12 protein-coding genes and 3 pseudogenes are annotated in these 18866 nt (G+C 37.5%); 14 read left to right on the top strand and 1 reads right to left on the bottom strand.

Features of this window, described 5'->3' with window-relative positions:
* Positions 1–320 precede the first annotated feature (320 nt).
* Genes WG932_RS07800 through WG932_RS07785 form a run of 4 tightly spaced genes read left to right on the top strand, consistent with a single transcriptional unit; the run spans position 321 to position 3097 of the window.
* Positions 321–836, top strand: a complete 516-nt coding sequence (locus WG932_RS07800) for a hypothetical protein (protein ID WP_483087556.1) — start codon at positions 321–323, stop codon at positions 834–836.
* Positions 799–2025 carry a TolB-like translocation protein gene (locus WG932_RS07795; protein WP_483087555.1) on the top strand — a complete coding sequence of 409 codons (1227 nt, stop codon included), beginning with the start codon at positions 799–801 and terminating at the stop codon, positions 2023–2025. Before WG932_RS07800 ends, WG932_RS07795 begins: the two co-directional genes overlap by 38 nt.
* Entirely contained in the window at positions 1989–2807 is an 819-nt protein-coding gene (locus WG932_RS07790; RefSeq protein ID WP_483087554.1) for an alpha/beta hydrolase family protein, read from the top strand. The genes WG932_RS07795 and WG932_RS07790 overlap by 37 nt, the downstream gene beginning before the upstream one ends.
* The gene (locus WG932_RS07785; protein WP_483088594.1) at positions 2771–3097 is read left to right on the top strand and encodes an alpha/beta hydrolase family protein; all 327 of its coding nucleotides are present in this window, start codon (positions 2771–2773) and stop codon (positions 3095–3097) included. The genes WG932_RS07790 and WG932_RS07785 overlap by 37 nt, the downstream gene beginning before the upstream one ends.
* A gap of 53 nt (positions 3098–3150) precedes the next feature.
* Here WG932_RS07785 and WG932_RS07780 read toward each other — a convergent pair.
* Positions 3151–4175, bottom strand: a pseudogene (locus WG932_RS07780) (LacI family DNA-binding transcriptional regulator).
* Positions 4176–4542: 367 nt separating this feature from the next.
* On the opposite strand from WG932_RS07780, the gene WG932_RS07775 reads away from it, so the two are divergent.
* From WG932_RS07775 to WG932_RS07730, 10 genes and pseudogenes are all read left to right on the top strand, one after another.
* Positions 4543–4950, top strand: a complete 408-nt coding sequence (locus WG932_RS07775) for a hypothetical protein (RefSeq protein WP_483087553.1) — start codon at positions 4543–4545, stop codon at positions 4948–4950.
* Positions 4920–5789 carry a DUF6807 domain-containing protein gene (locus WG932_RS07770; RefSeq protein WP_483087552.1) on the top strand — a complete coding sequence of 290 codons (870 nt, stop codon included), beginning with the start codon at positions 4920–4922 and terminating at the stop codon, positions 5787–5789. Before WG932_RS07775 ends, WG932_RS07770 begins: the two co-directional genes overlap by 31 nt.
* Positions 5790–5826: 37 nt before the next feature.
* Positions 5827–6699 carry a ThuA domain-containing protein gene (locus WG932_RS07765; protein WP_149392861.1) on the top strand — a complete coding sequence of 291 codons (873 nt, stop codon included), beginning with the start codon at positions 5827–5829 and terminating at the stop codon, positions 6697–6699.
* A 56-nt stretch (positions 6700–6755) separates the two neighbouring features.
* Positions 6756–8179: pseudogene (locus tag WG932_RS07760) on the top strand (Gfo/Idh/MocA family protein).
* Positions 8180–8198: 19 nt separating this feature from the next.
* Positions 8199–9331: pseudogene (gene uxuA / locus WG932_RS07755) on the top strand (mannonate dehydratase).
* 419 nt (positions 9332–9750) lie between these two features.
* On the top strand, positions 9751–10665 hold the full coding sequence (locus WG932_RS07750; RefSeq protein WP_483087551.1) for a glycerophosphodiester phosphodiesterase: 915 nt from the start codon (positions 9751–9753) through the stop codon (positions 10663–10665).
* A 307-nt stretch (positions 10666–10972) separates the two neighbouring features.
* The gene (locus tag WG932_RS07745; RefSeq protein WP_014022672.1) at positions 10973–11539 is read left to right on the top strand and encodes an RNA polymerase sigma-70 factor; all 567 of its coding nucleotides are present in this window, start codon (positions 10973–10975) and stop codon (positions 11537–11539) included.
* Positions 11540–11700: 161 nt separating this feature from the next.
* Positions 11701–12669 (top strand): FecR family protein, encoded by a 969-nt coding sequence (locus WG932_RS07740; protein WP_483087550.1) that lies wholly within the window; start codon positions 11701–11703, stop codon positions 12667–12669.
* A gap of 134 nt (positions 12670–12803) precedes the next feature.
* Entirely contained in the window at positions 12804–16313 is a 3510-nt protein-coding gene (locus WG932_RS07735; RefSeq protein WP_339675114.1) for a SusC/RagA family TonB-linked outer membrane protein, read from the top strand.
* A gap of 12 nt (positions 16314–16325) precedes the next feature.
* Positions 16326–18323, top strand: coding sequence for a RagB/SusD family nutrient uptake outer membrane protein (locus WG932_RS07730; protein WP_483087549.1), 1998 nt, complete (start codon positions 16326–16328; stop codon positions 18321–18323).
* The last annotated feature ends 543 nt before the right edge of the window (positions 18324–18866 follow it).

Raw genomic sequence — 18866 nt, 5'->3', positions numbered from 1 at the left:
AATTCCTGTTTTTAAAATAATAAACGGCTATTTTTTGACCTTTAATTTCACAAGGTAGAACTTTAGAGGGCCGCCATTGCCAAATAAATTACTACTATTTAAGTTTTAAATAAACACAAATGATAATTATTTTTAGAAATTTCTTCTTAAAAGGTAACTTCACTGCTTGCTTCCATGGTAGGGTTTATTCTGCTAAGCAAGCTTCATCATTTAAGGAATGGTTAGGCTGATTTTATCCTAAAATTCTTAGTTTTTATGGAAACAAATAAGGAATAGATTATCTTAGGTCCAAATTGTATAACCCTAAATTTCTTTAAAAATTGAGATTCTCCTTTATCCTTGTTTTCCTTTTATTATTTCAAAATTTAAATGCTCAAGAAAAACGCTCGCTGAGTCATCAAGATTACGATGATTGGGAGTCCATTGGTGATAAGCAAATATCAAATGATGGAAATTGGGTCACAATTGAAATTTCTTTACAAGATGGAGACGGAAGGCTTGAACTACTAAAGGAAGGTTCTAATAAAAATAAAGTGTCCTTCCCCCGGCTTACTAATGCTTCTTTTTCTTCCAATAGTGAGTGGTTGATCGGGCTGATCAAGCCAGAAAAGGACAGCCTACGGCAACTTAAACTGCAAAAATTAAAGAAAGATGATTTTCCAAAGGATAGCTTATTTCTACTTGAGCTAAAGAGTGGTGAAAAAGTAAAAATTCCTGAAATCAATGGTGTTAAATTACCTAAGGAAGAAAAAGGATGGTATGCTTACCATCAAACCATCAGTGTAGAGCTTGATTCAAGTGCCAATAATAAAGAATCCAACGAAGAAAAACTTTGATTTAAAGGTTCATGAATTTGGGACTGAAAGGGCTTATAACTTTAGTGAAGTATTGGATTATGGTTTTTCTGACAATGGTGAGCGCCTGTTTGTGGTAAGAAAAGAACTAGACTCAGTAGCCACCTCAAAATCTGTGACCATTCTTGATTTAGAAACCGGTGATACATCAAAACCCATTGAAAATTTTACTTCATATAAATTCCCTGTTTTTTCATTCAAAGGGGATCAATTTGCCATTTTGGCTAGTAAAACTGTTCTTGAGGAAGAGTTAAAAATGTATCAATTGTTATTAGTGGATGATCAGGGTAACCTGAAAGTTTTAAAGGAGGTTCCCAATGTGCCTGCCCATAACATAAGTGAACACTACTCTCCTTCATTCTCAGAATCAGGCAAATACTTGGTATTTGGATGGCAACCTTTGCCAAAAGATTATCCTTATTTAGAAGATACTACCATTCTGAAGGAAGAAAGGGTAGAAATTGATATTTGGGGCTGGCAAGATGCTGAGATTCAGCCCATGCAAATAAAGAATCTTAAGGATAAAGAAAAAGAAAGCAAGCTAGCAGTTTACCATATGGAAACTGATGAAATCGTTGATCTCGGTGAGTCTAATAGTTCTCAAGTACATTTCAATAGATTTAAAAGGGGAGACTGGGCCATCAAACGTGACAATAGCCCTTACAGGAGGAATTACAGTTGGGACATTCAATCCGGAGAAGACCTTAGTAAGATTAATTTAAAAACCGGAGAGGTCGAATTATTAAAGGAAAATTTAATTGGAAGTCCAAGGGTTTCACCTTCAGGTAATTATGTTTATTGGTACAATGCTCCGGACAGTTCTTGGAGGGCAATAGATTTGGAAAGTAAGATGGAAATTAAACTTACCGCAGAGATTGATGATTTATTTTACAATCAATTGCACGACAGTCCGGCTTTACCAGGAAGTTATGGGAATGCTGGCTGGACCACAGCAGATGAGTATTTTCTAGTTTATGGCCAGTACCACATATGGAAAGTGGATCCATTGCAGACGCAAAAAGCTCAAAATCTTACAAAGGGTGGAGCTGAAAAGGTTCACATGATCTATCGATTTGTAAATTTAGATACTAAAAAAGACTATTTCGAGGTAAATGAAGAAATGGTGCTGAGGGGGTGGATCAAAACACTAAAAGTAGTGGTTATTTCCTAGGAGACTGGAAAGGAGTAAATTTACCTAAGAAATTGGTTTTTGGAGATGCCAACTATAGTGGATTGAAAGTTTCGAAAGACAAAAGTCATTTCATCTACCAAAAGTCTACCTTTAAAAATAGCCCTAATGTATATTATACGAATGCTGCCTTCCGAAAACATGAACAACTAAGTGAAATAAATACCCAACAGAGTAGTATTAAATGGGGGAATGTAGAATTGGTTGACTTTCTGTCAAATGATGGAGATGAGATGAAAGGCTTACTATTTAAACCTGAAAATTTTGATCCTCAAAAGAAATACCCCATGATGGTATATTTTTATGAGCGTAGATCCGATGCTTTACACCATTATTATTCTCCGGTACCATCAGCCTCCATAATTAATATTCCTTATTTTGTAAGCAATGACTATTTGGTTTTTGTTCCGGATATAAAGTACAAAATAGGGTTGCCTGGACCAAGTGCATACGACTGTATTGTTCCGGGAGTTCAAGCAATGATTGCAAAAGGATTTGTTGACAAAGAGAATATAGGCATACAAGGACAAAGTTGGGGTGGATATCAAGTGGCTTATGTAATTACTCGGACCAATCTGTTTAAAGCCGCAGGAGCAGGAGCGCCTGTCGTCAATATGACCTCAGCTTACGGTGGGATTCGCTGGGGATCGGGAATGAGTAGAATGTTTCAATATGAGCAAACACAGTCAAGGATAGGGGGACATTATGGGAAAAACCGTCTCATTATATTGAAAATTCGCCTTTATTTTTTACAGATCGAGTAAAAACACCAACCTTAATCATGCACAACGATCAAGATGGAGCGGTTCCCTGGTATCAAGGAATTGAGTTTTTTATGGCCTTAAAAAGAAATAATGTCCCTTCATGGTTATTGGTTTACAATGGCGAGGACCATAACCTTAAAGAAAGAAAAAATAAAAAGGACTTGAGTATCCGCTTGTCACAGTTTTTTGATCACTACCTGAAAGGAGCAAAAGCTCCTTTATGGATGACCGAAGGGATTCCGGCCATTGAAAAAGGCAAAACTTTAAAATATGAATTAAGTGAGGAATAGTAGGCCTCTTGGATAAATCATTAGTGCTCATTTTAAAAAGGATTGAAAATTATTTATTGCCTTTTTGAAGAGCCACGGATTATTAATTCATGCCTAAGGGTAATGGTATTGGTTTTTTGAAGGATTTCATGGTCCTCATCATCCAGGTGGTTGATTAGGTTTTTCATGGCTACTTCGCCCATGTGGTAGCTTGGATAGTTAATTGTGCTAAGGTTGGGCTCTACCATTCTAGATATTAGGTCATTGTTGAAACCAACAATAGCGATATCCTCAGGGATTCTAATATTCTTCCTTTTCAAAGCCATTAGGCAACTGGCTGCACATGCATCATTTGACACGAGAAGACCATCCGGTTTTGGGTTTAATGTAAGTATTTGTTCGACAATCCTATCACCTGACTCTTCTCCCAAGTCACTGTTGATTACGTTTTTTCTTCAAACACAATACCGTGATCTAAAAGTGCATATTTGTATCCTTTTAATCGGTCGGCATAAACATTTATTTTTAGGTTGCCTAATACATGGACAATTCGCTTACAGCCTTCTTTTATTAAATGACTGGTTGCATCATAAATGGCTTGGGTATTGTTGATCACTACTCCGGTACAGTTATTGTTTTCGGGCACCCTATCAAAAAATAAGACAGGGATATGCTTTTTAAAAAACGGAGAGAAATGTTCGATATCATCAGTAGTTCCTGCTTTTGATACCAAAAGGCCATCTACTCTGCTGTTAAACATCGTTGTAGCGTTGGTGATTTCTTTTTCCAAAGACTCGGTGGATTGACTGATCACCAAGTTATACCCTGCCTGAGTTGCTATTTCTTCCATTCCTGCCATTACTGATGATTGGAATGGACTATTTAATTTGGGAATAATTACGCCTATACTTTTTGACCTTTTTTTACGAAGACTGGATGCGAAAATATTGGATTGATATCCCATTTTTTTTGCGGCAGTAAGAATTTTCTCCTTCGTGTTTTCTTTGACTCTAGGGTGGTTACTGAGAGCCCTACTCACAGTGGTAGGGGACAATCCAACTTCTTTGGCAATGTCGTAAATCGTTATTTCTTTATCCATTTATTAGGTTACTTGGCGGTAATTAAACATAATACTACTTAAAAAAATAGAATAATGCAACCGATTTCAATTGTCAGGAATTTAAGTGTACTATTTCTGTGGAAAGATTTCCTTTTTGTAAATAAAGGTAATATTTTAAAATAAGTATAAAAATAAAATTTTATCTATCCATTTACTGACTGTTAAATCATTATTCTTTCTTTTATTCAATGTTTCAATAGATATTGGGCGTAATAAATTGCTTTTTTAATGGTTTTTATACATTAAAACAGATAAAATAATTTATGAAATCGGTTGTATTGAATTAAATATATTGATATGTTTACGGAAAGAGACGTTTAATGCAATATCCCAATAACACTTCAATATGAAATTTAATCTACTCATCTGCGCTTTGATAGCTTGTTTGCTTCCATTGGTTGGAGTAGGGCAAACCATTGCGAAGATATCATTGGAGGAAGTGGAGCCTTCAAAATTTGCTTACCCTGTTACTATAGATCTCAATTCCATTACAGAATTGCAGGATTCACTTTTGATAATGGTAAATATAAGTGAAGAAAAGCCCTATGAGGTACCTTTTCAATTAGACAATTTAAATGGCCGGAAGTTGACCTGGATGGTAAAACCAAAAGAAGGACAAACCAGCTATTCCTTTGAACTTCGCAAAAAAATAGAAAGAGAGTTTCCGATGTGTTTTTCTCTTTGGATCTTAATGAGACAGCCCTTGTCGTCAAAAAAGAAGGATTGGATTTGTGGCAATACAACCATGGGTTGACCATGCCACCTGAGGGTGTGGCCCCTGCATATGCTAGAAGTGGGTTTGTGCATCCAATGCGTACCCCTGAAGGGCTGTCCTTAACAAGAATACAACCTTCGGACCATTACCACCATTATGGATTATGGAATCCCTGGACACGGGTAGGTTATAAAAATGATACGATTGATTTTTGGAACTTGAATGATAAACAGGGGACTGTAAGGTTTGCCAACTATGTCAATAGAACTTCAGGTCCGGTTTATGCAGATTATAAAGTTTTGCATGAACATGTGGTTTTGAAAGATAGAACAGAACCGGAAGTAGCTTTTTCTGAGGTACAAGGAGTAAGGATTTTCGCAGAAAAAGAGAATGACGAATATTATTTAGCCGATATTAGTATTGTGCTAAATACGAACCCTGATGATTCAATTGTATTACAAGAATACAGATATGGGAGCTTGGGTTGGCGAGCTACTGAATTGTGGAATCGATACAATAGCGAAGTGATTACCTCGGAAGGTTTAGATAGAAAATCGGCAGACGGAAGTCTAGCAAGATGGTGTATCGTTCAAGGTGAATTAGGCGATGACTTTGGGGCTGTGGTGATGATGTCTTTTCCTGCAAATTTCAACCACCCTGAACCTTTAAGGATTTGGCCGGAAGACATTTATGACAAAGGGGATATGTATGCCAATTTTGCACCTACAAAAAACAAAAACTGGGTGTTGGTGGCAGGAAAGGCCTATCAGCTAAATTATAGGTTTTTAGTATCTTCAAAGAAAATTAGTCCTGAAGAGGCGGAAGCAGCTTGGAATCAGTTTGCTAAACCTCCAAAAATTACCATAAATAAATTATAGTATCCAATTACAATTCGTTCTAAATCAACCAAAAATAATGTTAAGTAGTACAAGTAAATCAATCTTAAAAAAACAAGTTCAATTCGCCGTTTTTATGGCAATTATTGTCTTGTTTAGCAATTTTTCAGCTGAAGCCAAGCCACCTAAAAATCACTTAAAGAATAAAAACGTCTTGGTTTTTTTCAAAAATGGAGAAGGCTTTGTCCATGATAATATTCCTTTTGCTGTTGCAAGTCTTGAGAAATTGGCGGTGAAGTATAATTTTAATGTTACGGTGACGGATGACGCGGCTTATTTCACCGAAGAGAACCTTAAAACAGTAGATTTAATGGTCTTTCCTAGTACCAACAATGAGGTCTTCACCGATAATAACCAGAGATTGGCTTTTAGAAGGTACATTCAATCGGGAGGAGGAATAGTAGGCATCCATTCTGCTGTTGGTACTGAGCGAAATTGGGAGTGGTTTAAAATGCTCATTGGTGGAAGATTTGTGTGGCATCCAAAATTCCAAAAACTTGCCATCACCAAAATTGATCCTAGCCATGTCTCTATGGAAGGATTACCTAATATTTGGGAAAAGGAAGATGAATGTTACTTAATGAAAGAACTATATCCGGGAATTAAAGTAGTGATGGCTCATGATTTGACTTCTTTGAATGGAGATCAGAATGACAGGGTAAAAGAACTAACTGCCTCTTTTCACAGGTATTATCCAGCGGTTTGGCACCAAGACTTTGATGGAGGCGTTGCATGGGTAACGGCTTTAGGCCACCATAAAGATGATTACGAAGATCCTGTATTTTTAAAACATATTTACCAAGGGATGAACTATGTGGCTGAACGTGTAACCAAGAAGGACTATTCCAAAGCCTATGCTAAAGCTTGGGATAGTCCGGTACAATTCAAATAAATAAAACTATTCAATAAATAGCTATAACTCAATAGAACGATAACAAAAATGTTTCTATGAAAAACCTCAAAAATAACAGTGAATCCAGAAGGAACTTTATAAAATCTACCGGTAAAGGTGCTTTAGCAGCATCTTTGGCCGCCACAGGGTTTCCAACCATTGTTCCCGCTTCAGTATTAGGAAAAAATGCTCCAAGCAATAAGATCAATATTGGTCAAATTGGCTTTGGAAGGATTGCCATGACCCATGATTTGCCTGAAACATTAAAGAATGACATTGCAAGGGTAATAGCTGTGGCAGATGTGGACAGCAATCGTGGTGCACAGGGTAAAAAATGGATTGAAGGAGTTTACGAGAAAAAAACCGGAAAAGCCAAGTATGTTGACGTAAGTGTTTACAACAATTTCAAGGAAATGATTCAGCGCAAAGATTTAGATGCGGTGATTATCAGTACTACTCGGATCATTGGCATGCACAACCGGCAATGGAAGCAGCGCTTGCAGGTAAAGACATTTATTTACAAAAACCCACATCTTTAACCATTGAAGAGGGTAGAATGCTGAGTGATACAGTTCATAGAACGGGCGCTATTTTCCAAATGGGTAGTCAGCAACGATCTCAAAATCCATGGCCTCAATTTAAAAGGGCATGTGAATTGGTTCGTAATGGCCGTATTGGAAAGGTTAAAAAAATCTTTATCGGTTTGCCTGGTGATCCGGCAGGAGGTGTAGCGACAGAAATGCCAATACCAAAAAACCTCAACTATGAAATGTGGTTAGGATCAACCCCTTGGGTACCTTACACCCTCGATCGGGTTCATTCTCAAGATGACATTACTTCAAGACCCGGATGGTTGCGTTGTGAGCAGTTTGGCGCCGGGATGATTACAGGTTGGGGAGCCCACCATTTAGACATTGCACATTGGGCGATGGGTAAAGAATATTCTGGTCCTATTGAGGTTGAAGCGACAGCTTCATTTCCTACTGAAGGCTTATGGACTGTTCATGGTGATTTTCACGTGAAGGCCAAGTATGACAATGACGTGATCATGGAAGTGAGCGGAGATTACCCGAATGGTGTACGATTTGAAGGAACTGAAGGATGGATTTTTGTTGCCAGAGGAAATGTTGGTGTGACTGCCAGCGATCCCGTTCCCGGAGGTAAAGCAAGTGATGCGTTTAAAGCAAGCGATCAAAAAATACTTACTTCTGAAATTGGTCCTGATGAAGTCCATCTTTATGAAAGTGAAGAACAACATAAAAACTGGCTTGACTGTATAGTTTCAAGGGAGCAGCCAATCGCTCCAGTAGAAGTCGCTCACAGGTCTTGTAGTGCTTGTCTGGTTTCTCATATTGCCATGAAGCTGCCTAGGAAACTTTACTGGGATCCTGTAAGGGAAAAGTTTAAAAATGATGACGAGGCCAATGCAATGCTTTCTCGGCCACAAAGATACCCTTACGGAACAACTAATGTTATATGATTAAATCATTAGATATAGTATGACATTGATTCAAAGCTGGCGTTGGTTTGGACCCAATGATCCCGTAAGTCTTAGAGATATTCAGCAGGCAGGAGCTACAGATGTAGTTTCTGCCTTGCATTATATACCACATGGAGAAGTCTGGCCATTGGAAGAGATTTTAGAAAGGAAATCCTTGATAGAAGCTTCAGGATTAAAATGGTCCATAGTAGAATCTGTTCCTGTTCATGAAGCCATAAAAACAAGGAGTGATGCAAGCGAAAATTACCTTGATAATTATAGGACAACATTAAAAAATCTTTCTAAGGCAGGTCTTAAACTTGTGTGCTATAATTTCATGCCCGTTTTAGATTGGACTAGAACCGACCTTTCTTATGGTCTTCAAAATGGGGCCAAAGCGCTTTATTTTGATTGGGCAGATTTGGCAAGTTTTGACCAGTATATATTGGAAAGAAAAATGCTTTCGCCTTCTACTCCGATGAAGTAGTCGAGTTAGCAAAGCAAAGGTGGGTTGACATGAATGAAGAAAGGAAAAAGGAGCTTTCCGATATCATTCTCATGGGTGTGCCCACTGAAAAGAGCATGACAAAAGAAGACCTTATGAATAGTATTGCTATTTATAAAGAAATTGGGAAAGATGGACTTAGGGATAACCTGGTTTACTTTCTTAAATCCATTCAGCAGACCTGTGAAGAAGAAGGGATTACCATGACCATTCATCCTGATGATCCTCCATTTCCAATATTGGGTTTACCAAGGATTACTTCTAATGATGAGGACCTATTGTACATTCTGGATAAAGTTCCGGAATCTTTCAACGGTGTCTGTTTTTGTACCGGATCTTTAGGTGCGGGAGCACACAACGATCTACCGGATATTTTGGCTAAGGTTGGAGAAAGGGTTCATTTTGCACACCTTAGAAATGTCAAAAGGAACAATAGGGGAGATTTTTATGAAGCGGAACATTTGGATGGAGATATAGATATGGTTTCTATTATGCAACAATTAATTAGGTTGAATAAAAAGCGAAATACTCCTATCATTTACAGACCGGACCATGGTCATCAGCTTTTAGATGACCTCGACAAGCAAACAAACCCAGGTTATTCTGCAATAGGACGATTAAAAGGCTTGGCAGAGCTGAGGGGTTAGAAAAAGGTTTGGATAGGTAGTTTTTTTTAAATTAAACTTGAGATTTGCATTAGCGCTTCGTTTATGTGCCGGAATTAATTTAAAACCATGCTTTTTTATTTTTTTGGATCATTAGATCCAACGGGTCGTAATAACATACTCATGGCTCATAGCCATTTGGGGAATTAACAAGTATATCACGGATTTATCAGTATTGTTGCCTTTTTATGCAACAATACTGACAAAACCGCTCCATTTGGGTTCAAATCATAAATCAAGCTCAAATTCCTCACTCCTGATTAAATAATTGTCAAATCCTTGTTATCAATTTGATTTGGGGCTTTATTACTAGGACTAATGGTTTGAAATTTTCGGTAAAGGGAATTACCTTGTTAATCGATCGCAAACAATAAATTTGATTAAATTCATCAGAAGAAAACATGCCCTTACAAAATTCAATTAAAAACAGGATTTCTATTAATGTAGTTAGTGGAAAAGGTGTTTCAGCACTTATCATTCTATTATTATTGATGAGTGTAACTCTGCTACAAAATACCATTGCTCAAAATGTAGAAATGCCGAGCAAAGGCTTTTGTGCGCACAGGGGAGCGATGACTAGTCATCCCGAAAATACCATTCCGGCATTTGAACAATCCATTGCTTCAGGAGCGCAGATGATTGAATTTGATGTTCAGTTTAGCAGGGATTCTGCATTGATTATCATGCATGATGGGACATTGGACAGAACCACCAACGGAAGTGGGGAAGTGGCCTTAACCGATTCGAAAGTAATAAGAAGCTTGGATGCCGGGAGCTGGAAAGACAAGGCTTTTGCCGGTACCCAGGTGCCTGTTTTAAGAGAGGTTTTGGAAATGATGCCGGCTAATATTTGGTTAAATGTTCATTTGAAGGGTGGATATGAGCTAGGTAAAAAAGTTGCTGAGGTTATTCTGGAAATGGAAAAAACCCACCAGGCAGTAATGGCTGTACGAGAAGGTGCAGCAAAGGGGGCAAGGTCTGTTTCAGATAAAATTTTGATCTGTAATATGGAGAGACAATCCGGAGGATTGGACTATGTGGAAGGGACCATTGCAATGAAAGCGAATTTTATTCAATTGAAAGGCCCTATTACGCCGGAATTTCAAAATTATACCAAAAGCCTTCATGAAAAAGGTATAGGTATCAATTATTTCGGAACTGATGATCCTGAGATTATGAAGCAATTGTTTGATTTGGGAATAGAATTCCCTTTGGTCAATGATATTGTAACAGCCATGAAACATGCCGATGAATTTGGAATCAAACCCGTGGTTCCCAGTTATAGTACATCGAAAAAACCTTCAATAATAAATTAATTGATATACAATAATTTTTTTGGTGAAAAGGAATGGTTTATCAATAGTAAAGGTAAAAGTAAGGATATAGGTGATTAATTTTTCCCGAAATTGATGATAAATTAGATTTACAAATAGCTTAGACCGTATTTTTATTGAAGGAAGTAATTTATTTGAAATCAGGTATTAAAGACCATATTTTTCATTATAAAAGGGGTGGGATATGCATTTACTTAGTCATTTTATTTCATTTATTTCATGAAATTTTAATTTTTTTGATAAATAAAAAATAGCTTTATTTAGCGGTCAAAATATCCTATAAAGCTAATTGAACTTAACTGATAAAGATCTTAGTCGACTCCTTTATAAAGGAAAAGAGGAGGCATTCAATGCTATTTACGAAAAGTATTGGAAGCAGCTTTTTGTATATGCCTATAAAATCTTTGAAGATCAGATTGTTTGTGAAGATATTGTGCAAGAGGTATTTGTGAAATTATGGGAAAGAGCTAAGTCCAATAAAATTGAAAAATTAGAGAGCTACCTGTTTAGGGCGGTTAAATTTCAGGCGATGAACGCTATTAGGGATTTAAAACCGACAACTGATCTTGATCAGTTTTTTAATCATCTGCCGGATAATTTGGGGGTTGACTTGCTCTTGGAAGAAAAAGAGATGGCCTCTAATTTAAAAATTATAATAAATCAATTACCTGCGAAGTGTCGAGAAGTTTTCATTCTAAGTAGGGAAGAACAACTTTCAAATAAAGAAATTGCAAGCCAATTGAATATTTCAATCCGCACAGTTGAAGCCCATTTGAATAAAGCCTTAAAATTTATTAAAAAAAATGTGAACGGAATATTTTTTTGTTTTTACCAATTTTTCACCTATTTAATTTAATAAATTTTTTAGTTTATCCAATATTTAAAATTATAATTTAAAAATATTAAATTAGTTTGATTAATAAATTATTAAAAGTAGGTAATTGTTTAAATAAATTTTTTACTTTCTAAGTGTAAAACGGGTTTCATGTTACTTTTATTATGACAAGCATGAAATCAATGAACAAAGAAATATTTATAGCTTTATTAAAGAAGCAGGCCAATGGAAAGGCTAGTCCCGAAGAAATAGATCAAATAAAACAGATTTTTGATCTGATTCAGAGGAGAGAAATAGATTGGCCGCTATCTCCGGCTGAGGAATTGGCATTGAAAAACAATGTCAAGCGAAAGATTGATGAAAGGAAAAAGGGTAATCAGGTTTCGTTTAATCCTTTGATCATTTTCAAATGGGCGGCCGTTTTATTGATAGGTTTTTCCCTGACTTATTTTTTGTTTTCTTACGGCCTTGGAAGTAAAGCTGATCAGGAATGGGTAGAAAAAGTGACCAGTCAAACCCAGAAAGGAACATTTACCTTACCTGATGGTTCGACAGTATTTTTGAATACCAATTCTCGTATCCGATTTCCAATAAATTTCTCCGGGGACAAAAGAGAGGTGATCTTGGAAGGAGAAGGGTTTTTTAATGTAGTTAAAAATAAGGAAAAACCATTTGAAGTGGTTACCAATGGTGTTTTAACGCGGGTATTGGGAACTTCCTTTAATATAAATGCTGCCAATGAGGAGTTGGTTGAAGTGGTGGTTGCAAGTGGAAAGGTTGGCGTGACAAATGATCTCACTAAAGGAGCAAGTTTAAATTTAATTGATCCAAATCAGAAAGCAACCATCAATCGAATCAACAAGGAAGTTTATGTGGAAGAAATTGACATAGAAGAAGAACTAGCTTGGAAAGCTGAAAAGATGTCATTCGACTTTGTTCCATTCGAAGATGTTATAGCCACTATTGGATCCATGTACCACATTGAAATCGAAATTAGAGGGGACGTTGATGAATCCTGTACCATTCGTTCTACTTATTCCAATAAAAGCCTCTATTCAATCCTATATGGATTAAAAAACATAGTTGATTTTGACTGGGAAAAGGTAGATGAAAGAAAGATTATTCTAAACTATAAAAGTTGCATCAATTAAATGAAACTGCCTATGTAAGCTTTAAAACTTTAACAAAAAGATCCGGAACTGCTGCAACAGTTCCGGGATTAAATCAAAAGGAATTATCCGAGTCCGGCTAAAACCTACATTTATTAATTTAACCTTATAAAAGTATGAAAAATTATTTACTGAGGATAATTGTGCGTATTTCAAAACAAACTTTAAAACTCTTCTTACCCATGTTGTTGGGAATCCAGACCTTGGTGGCAGAGCCTTCTACCAGCCAGAGTTTGGAAGATTATCAGGTTCAATTGTATGCCAACGGAGAATCGTTGGTTGATGTTCTAAGTAAGTTAGAAAAGCAAACTGATTTCATTTTTGCTTACAATCAATCCGTATTGACAGATAAAACCAAAGTTAAGCTTAGTGTTTCCAGTAACCTGAAAGAGGCACTTGAAAGGTTAGCGACCATAGTCCCTTATGACTTTAAAAGGGTTAACGAGAATATATACGTAATAAAAAAGTCAAAGGTTAATAAACTGTCACCGGTTTTAGCAAAAAATAAAATTGAAAAATTTGCTATAGATATTAGGGGTACGGTTGTTGACGAAAGCGGCGCACCTATACCAGGGGTCACAGTTTCTATACCGGGAACTTCCATAGGTACGGCCACGGATTTGGATGGCAAATACTCCATCAGTGTACCTGAAGGTTCTGAATTGGTTTTTTCATTTATAGGTTACGAAGCTCAACAGATTAAGGTAGGATCCCAAAGCGTAATAAATGTTACCCTTGTTGAAGAAATTTCTTCACTAAATGAAGTGGTAGTTGTTGGTTTTGGAGAGCAGAAAAAGGCTAACTTAACTGGAGCGGTAACTACCATAGACGCAGCAGTAATTGCAGAGAGGCCGGTACAAAATGTGGGGCAAATGCTTCAAGGTGTTATCCCGGGGCTAAATTTGCAAACCGGTGGTCTTGGAGGCGAATTGGATCAATCTTTAAACTTCAATATTAGAGGTGCCGGTACTATAGGACAAGGCTCTACCTCTTCCCCTTTGGTATTAATCGATGGAATGGACGGAGATTTGAATGCCCTTAATCCTCAGGACATTGAAAATATTACGGTGCTAAAAGATGCAGCTGCTGCATCTGTTTATGGGTCAAGAGCGGCATTTGGTGTGATCTTAGTAACGACTAAAAGTGGTAAAGAAGGAAAGGCCAAAGTAAATTACAACAATAACTTCCGTTTTGGACAGCCTAGGGGTTTGCCCGAGATGATGGATTCACATACTTTTGCTTTGTATTACAATGAAGCGGCATACCATGCGGGAAGAAGCCCCATATTTGACGATGAAACCATAGATCGCATTGTTCAATACCAAAATGGTACGCTAGAAACTTCTACCATTCCTGATAATAATGGAGAACGTTGGCAATATTATTCTGCATCCAATGGAAATACGGATTGGTTTGCAGAGCAATATAAATCAATGACTTTTAGTCAAGAACACAATTTGAGTGTGAATGGTGGGAGTGAAAATGCCAAATACTACGTTTCGGCCAATTACCTGGACCAGGGTGGACTTACCAGACATGCAGACGATAATTTCAACAGGTATGGCATCACTGCGAAAGTTGACCTTAAAATTAACGATAAGCTTTCCTTTTTATACAACAATAGGTTTGTGAGAGAAAATTTCACAAAAGCGATGCATTTGAACAACTTGTTTTATCACAATGTTGCCAGAAGATGGCCAACTGTGCCGGTAAAAGATCCCAATGGCTATTATTCTTACCCTTCTGAAATCAATCAGATGAAAACAGGAGGTAGGGTAAACAACCTGAAAGACTTCTATTATATGCAGGGTCAATTGACTTATACCCCAAAAGATAACTGGAATATCATTGCCAGCATTAACTACAGGTTGATCAATACCAATAATGACACCAACGTTTTACCCGCCTTTGCTTATGATGTTGATGGAGAAGCTTATCCGGCACCTGTATTCTGGAATGCCGCAGGACATACTGCAGTAAGTCAATTCAACCAGAAAGAGGATTTCTTTACCACAAATATCTATTCTGATTACAGCTTTGAGATTGGTGAAGGCCATAACTTTAAGGTAATGGCAGGTTTCAATTCTGAATTGAATAAATACAGAAACATCAGTGCTAGTAGAACGGGTTTAATTACTCCTACTGTAATTTCTATCAATACGGCTACTGACAATTTTCAAAATGCAGGTGCCCTTAATCATTGGGCTACCGCCGGTTTCTTTGGAAGATTGAACTATAACTACAAAGAAAAATACCTTTTTGAATTCAATTCAAGGTATGATGGCTCTTCAAGGTTTATTCAGGACTTGAGGTGGAATTTGTTTAACTCTGCATCAGTAGGTTATAATTTAGCTCGAGAAGACTTTTGGACTTGGGATGACAAAATTCAGATGTTTAAAATCAGGGGCTCTTATGGAGAACTGGGCAATCAGAATACTTCAAGCTGGTACCCATTTTACCTTACGCAGCCTTTCTCAGTTAATTCCGGAAGTTGGTTAGTAAATGGTGTAAAGCCAAATACTGCTACTGCACCCGGTTTAATCAGTAGGTTCATGACTTGGGAAAGAGTAAGAAGTTACAATATAGGTTTGGATATGGGGATGTTTGACAATCGCCTGACCATGAATTTTGATTACTTTACCCGATTGACTTTGGACATGGTGGGCCCGGCACAGGAATTACCTGCAATTTTGGGAACAGGTGTTCCTCTGATCAATAATGCTGATTTAAAATCTTGGGGATTTGAATTTGAGTCTACCTGGAGAGATAATATTGGTGACTTTAATTATACTGTGAGAGGTGTTCTTTCAGACGATCAAATGAAAGTGACAAAGTATCCAAACGATACTTATAACCTTAGTCAGTGGTACGAAGGTGAATTGAGTGGCAATATCTGGGGTTATGAGACAGTGGGGATTGCAAAAGATCAGGCAGAAATGGATCAGCACCTGGAAACCACCAACCAAAACCAAATGGGTACCAATTGGATGGCCGGAGATATCATGTACAAAGACTTGAATGGGGATGGAACAGTTAACGCCGGAAGCAATACCCTTGGGGATTCAGGAGATCGAAAAATAATAGGTAACTCTACTCCTCGATTTAGATATAGCCTGGATCTTTCCGGACAATATAGAAATTGGGATTTCAGAATCTTTATCCAAGGTGTGGGTAAAAGAGACTGGATGCCAAACGGACCCTATTTCTGGGGTACCGGAGGTCAAAATATGTGGCAGGCAGCTGGATTTATGGAGCACATGGATTTTTACAGAGACGAGAACTCGCCAATGGTACAAGCAGGACTGGCAGATGTGAATCTTGATTCCTATTTTCCGAGACCTGTATTTGATAATAGTAAAAACAACCAGACCCAGACAAGGTTTTTGCAAAGTGCAGCCTATATGAGACTGAAAAACTTGCAAATTGGTTACAGCCTCCCATCTGAAATTGTTTCCAGAATTGGTGTAGGAAACGCCCGCTTTTATGTATCGGGAGAAAATCTTTTGACCTTCTCTAAAATGTCTAAAATATTTGATCCTGAATCAGTAGGATTATCCGGTTGGAATGATGGTAAAACCTATCCTTTCTCCACTGTTTATTCATTGGGTCTAAATGTTAACTTCTAAAGAGAATTTGTGATGAGAATACATATAAAATCTAAATTATATATAGCCTTAGCAATGGTATTGCCATTGTTGAACATGTCTTGTAATGAGTTTCTGGAAAGAGAGCCTTTATCCGTAGTAACACCTGAAGCTTACCTGCACTCAGAAGCCGATTTAGCGGCTTATACCATTGCTAATTATGCTTTTCCTACGCATTCAGGTTGGAATGTAGGTACCTTTGGCTATGACAACCATACAGATAACCAAGCCACCACCAATGCCAGTAATAGATGGATACCTGGTGAATATAGAATTAGTCAGACAGGTGGTTCATGGAATTTTGGACAAATAAGGGACATGAATTATTTCTTGGAAACTGTTGTCCCTCGTTGGAAAGCCGATGGGATTTCTGGCAATACTTCCAATGTGGAGCATTATATCGGGGAAGGCTATTTTCTTAGGGCCTATGAATATTTCAATAAGGTGCAAAGTTTAGGTGATTATCCAATAGTTAAAAACACACTACCTGATGATTTAGAAACCTTAACTGAAGTTTCAAAACGTAAACCAAGAAATGAAGTAGCGAGGTTTATTATTTCTGACCTTGATTCTGCCATCAACCTATTATTGGTAAGCCCTCCGGGAGGAAAGAACAGAATCAATCAAATGGCAGCATTGACTTTCAAGTCTAGGGTTGCTTTGCATGAAGCCACATGGTTGCTTTACCATAAAGGTACAGCTCATGTTCCTGGTGGTCCCGGATGGCCTGGAGAAGGTGATAACCCTAATTTCAGCCTTGATATAGACCAAGAAATTGATTATTTTCTTGGTGAAGCCATGGAAGCTGCTGAATTGGTTGCTGATCAGGTTTCATTGACCACCAATACCCTGGATAATGGCTATGATTCCTCTGAAAATCCATACCATAAAATGTTTGGAGACTTGGACATGAGTCAGTATGATGAAGTATTACTTTGGAGACAATATGACCATACCTTAGGTATTCGTCACAATATCAATGCTTATATCAATTCAAACGGTGGGAATACAGGTTACACTAAAGGACTTGTTGAAAGCTTCTTGATGGCCAATGGACTACCAATCTATGCAGCGGGTTCAGGATATCATGGAGACGATTTTATTGCCGATGTAAAGGCTAATAGGGACAACAGGCTTCAATTATTTATGAAGGATGCAGGTGAAGTTAGGTTAATAGGCCAAACCAATGCAGATGGATCTCCTGTTCTTATAACGGAGCCGGAAATTATTGGTAACCAAGAAACCAAATATGTAACCGGATACGGTATAAAGAAAGGGTTTAGTTATTTGCCATCTCAGACAGTAGGTGAAGCAGGTACCGTTGGTTCAATAGTGTTTAGAGCAGCAGAAGCATACCTGAATTATATTGAAGCTTCTTACCTAGCCAATGGAAGCATTGACGCAAAAGCTGCCGCTTATTGGGAAGCCTTAAGGGTGAGAGCCGGCGTTAGTCCTGACTTTAACCTTACCATTGCCAATACCATTATTAGCAAAGAAGCTGAAGGGGATATGGGCGCATATTCTTCCGGAGAAATGCTTTCAGATCCAATTTTGTACAATATCAGAAGAGAAAGAAGAAATGAGTTGATTGCCGAGGGCATGCGGTTCTTTGACCTGAAACGTTGGAGAGCTTTGGATCAACTTAAATCGGATCCTTATATCGCAAAAGGTTTTAAATTGTGGGGACCTATGCAAAGTTGGTATGTGGATGAAGAGACCAATGAAACATTATTGATTCCTGCAGGAACAGATGATTCAGCGACTCCAAATGTTTCTAATCCTGATGAAAGTGATTACCTACTTCCTTACAGAATTATGCTTGGAGGTACCAATTTGGTGAAGGATGGTTACAAATGGGCTACCGCTCATTACTTGGAACCAATAGCCATTCAGCATTTTATTATCACTTCCACAAGTGGAGATCCTTCAAATTCAGTTATTTACCAAAATCCGGGATGGTCACTCCAAGCGAATGAAGGTGCATTGGAGTAATTACTTACTCGTATTAAACTAGAATTTTTAAAAAGCAATACCCTTTTGGGTGTTGCTTTTTTATTTCCAATTGTAGATGGAATTTTGTCAGTTTCTTCAATAAGCATACCCATACTGTCCCAAAAATACCTGTAGCTGCTAAGTATTTATATCCGAAATATGCAATAGACAATCTATTTCTTGCTGAAATCGCTTCAAAATCAGCCACTTCGTTGCTGTTTTCAATTTCACCATAGCGGTGCTATGCTAAAATCTCCAAACAGCCTGATTTTCTTTCGATTGCAACACTTCCCGTAAACACGGGAAATCCTATTACATATCCGGGTTGAAGCTGCTAGAATGGATTCAGATCGTTTAGTTAGGTAGGTTAGTATTTAAATCATCACTCTTTATAGGCAAACTAATTCGCTAATCTTTTTACCTAATAGGTTCCAAGGCAGTAACCTGTAACAGTTACTAGGAGCGAAAAATTAATGATTTTTTATTTGATTAACTAGGTAGTTTCATAAAAGGTGTCAATGGCTCTTTAGATGAATATTAAAT

It is taken from the genome of Cyclobacterium sp. SOCE241 (assembly GCF_056867545.1).
The sequence above is the reverse complement of the archived record's forward strand: the minus strand, read 5'-3'. Positions and strand labels throughout refer to the sequence as shown.

Bases quoted from the DNA above. Each gene is read 5' to 3' on its own strand.
- WG932_RS07740 (WP_483087550.1), top strand. From the start codon at position 11,701: ATGAACAAAGAAATATTTATAGCTTTATTAAAGAAGCAGGCCAATGGA.
- WG932_RS07730 (WP_483087549.1), top strand. From the start codon at position 16,326: ATGAGAATACATATAAAATCTAAATTATATATAGCCTTAGCAATGGTA.
- WG932_RS07765 (WP_149392861.1), top strand. From the start codon at position 5,827: ATGTTAAGTAGTACAAGTAAATCAATCTTAAAAAAACAAGTTCAATTC.
- WG932_RS07775 (WP_483087553.1), top strand. From the start codon at position 4,543: ATGAAATTTAATCTACTCATCTGCGCTTTGATAGCTTGTTTGCTTCCA.
- WG932_RS07735 (WP_339675114.1), top strand. From the start codon at position 12,804: ATGAAAAATTATTTACTGAGGATAATTGTGCGTATTTCAAAACAAACT.
- WG932_RS07750 (WP_483087551.1), top strand. From the start codon at position 9,751: ATGCCCTTACAAAATTCAATTAAAAACAGGATTTCTATTAATGTAGTT.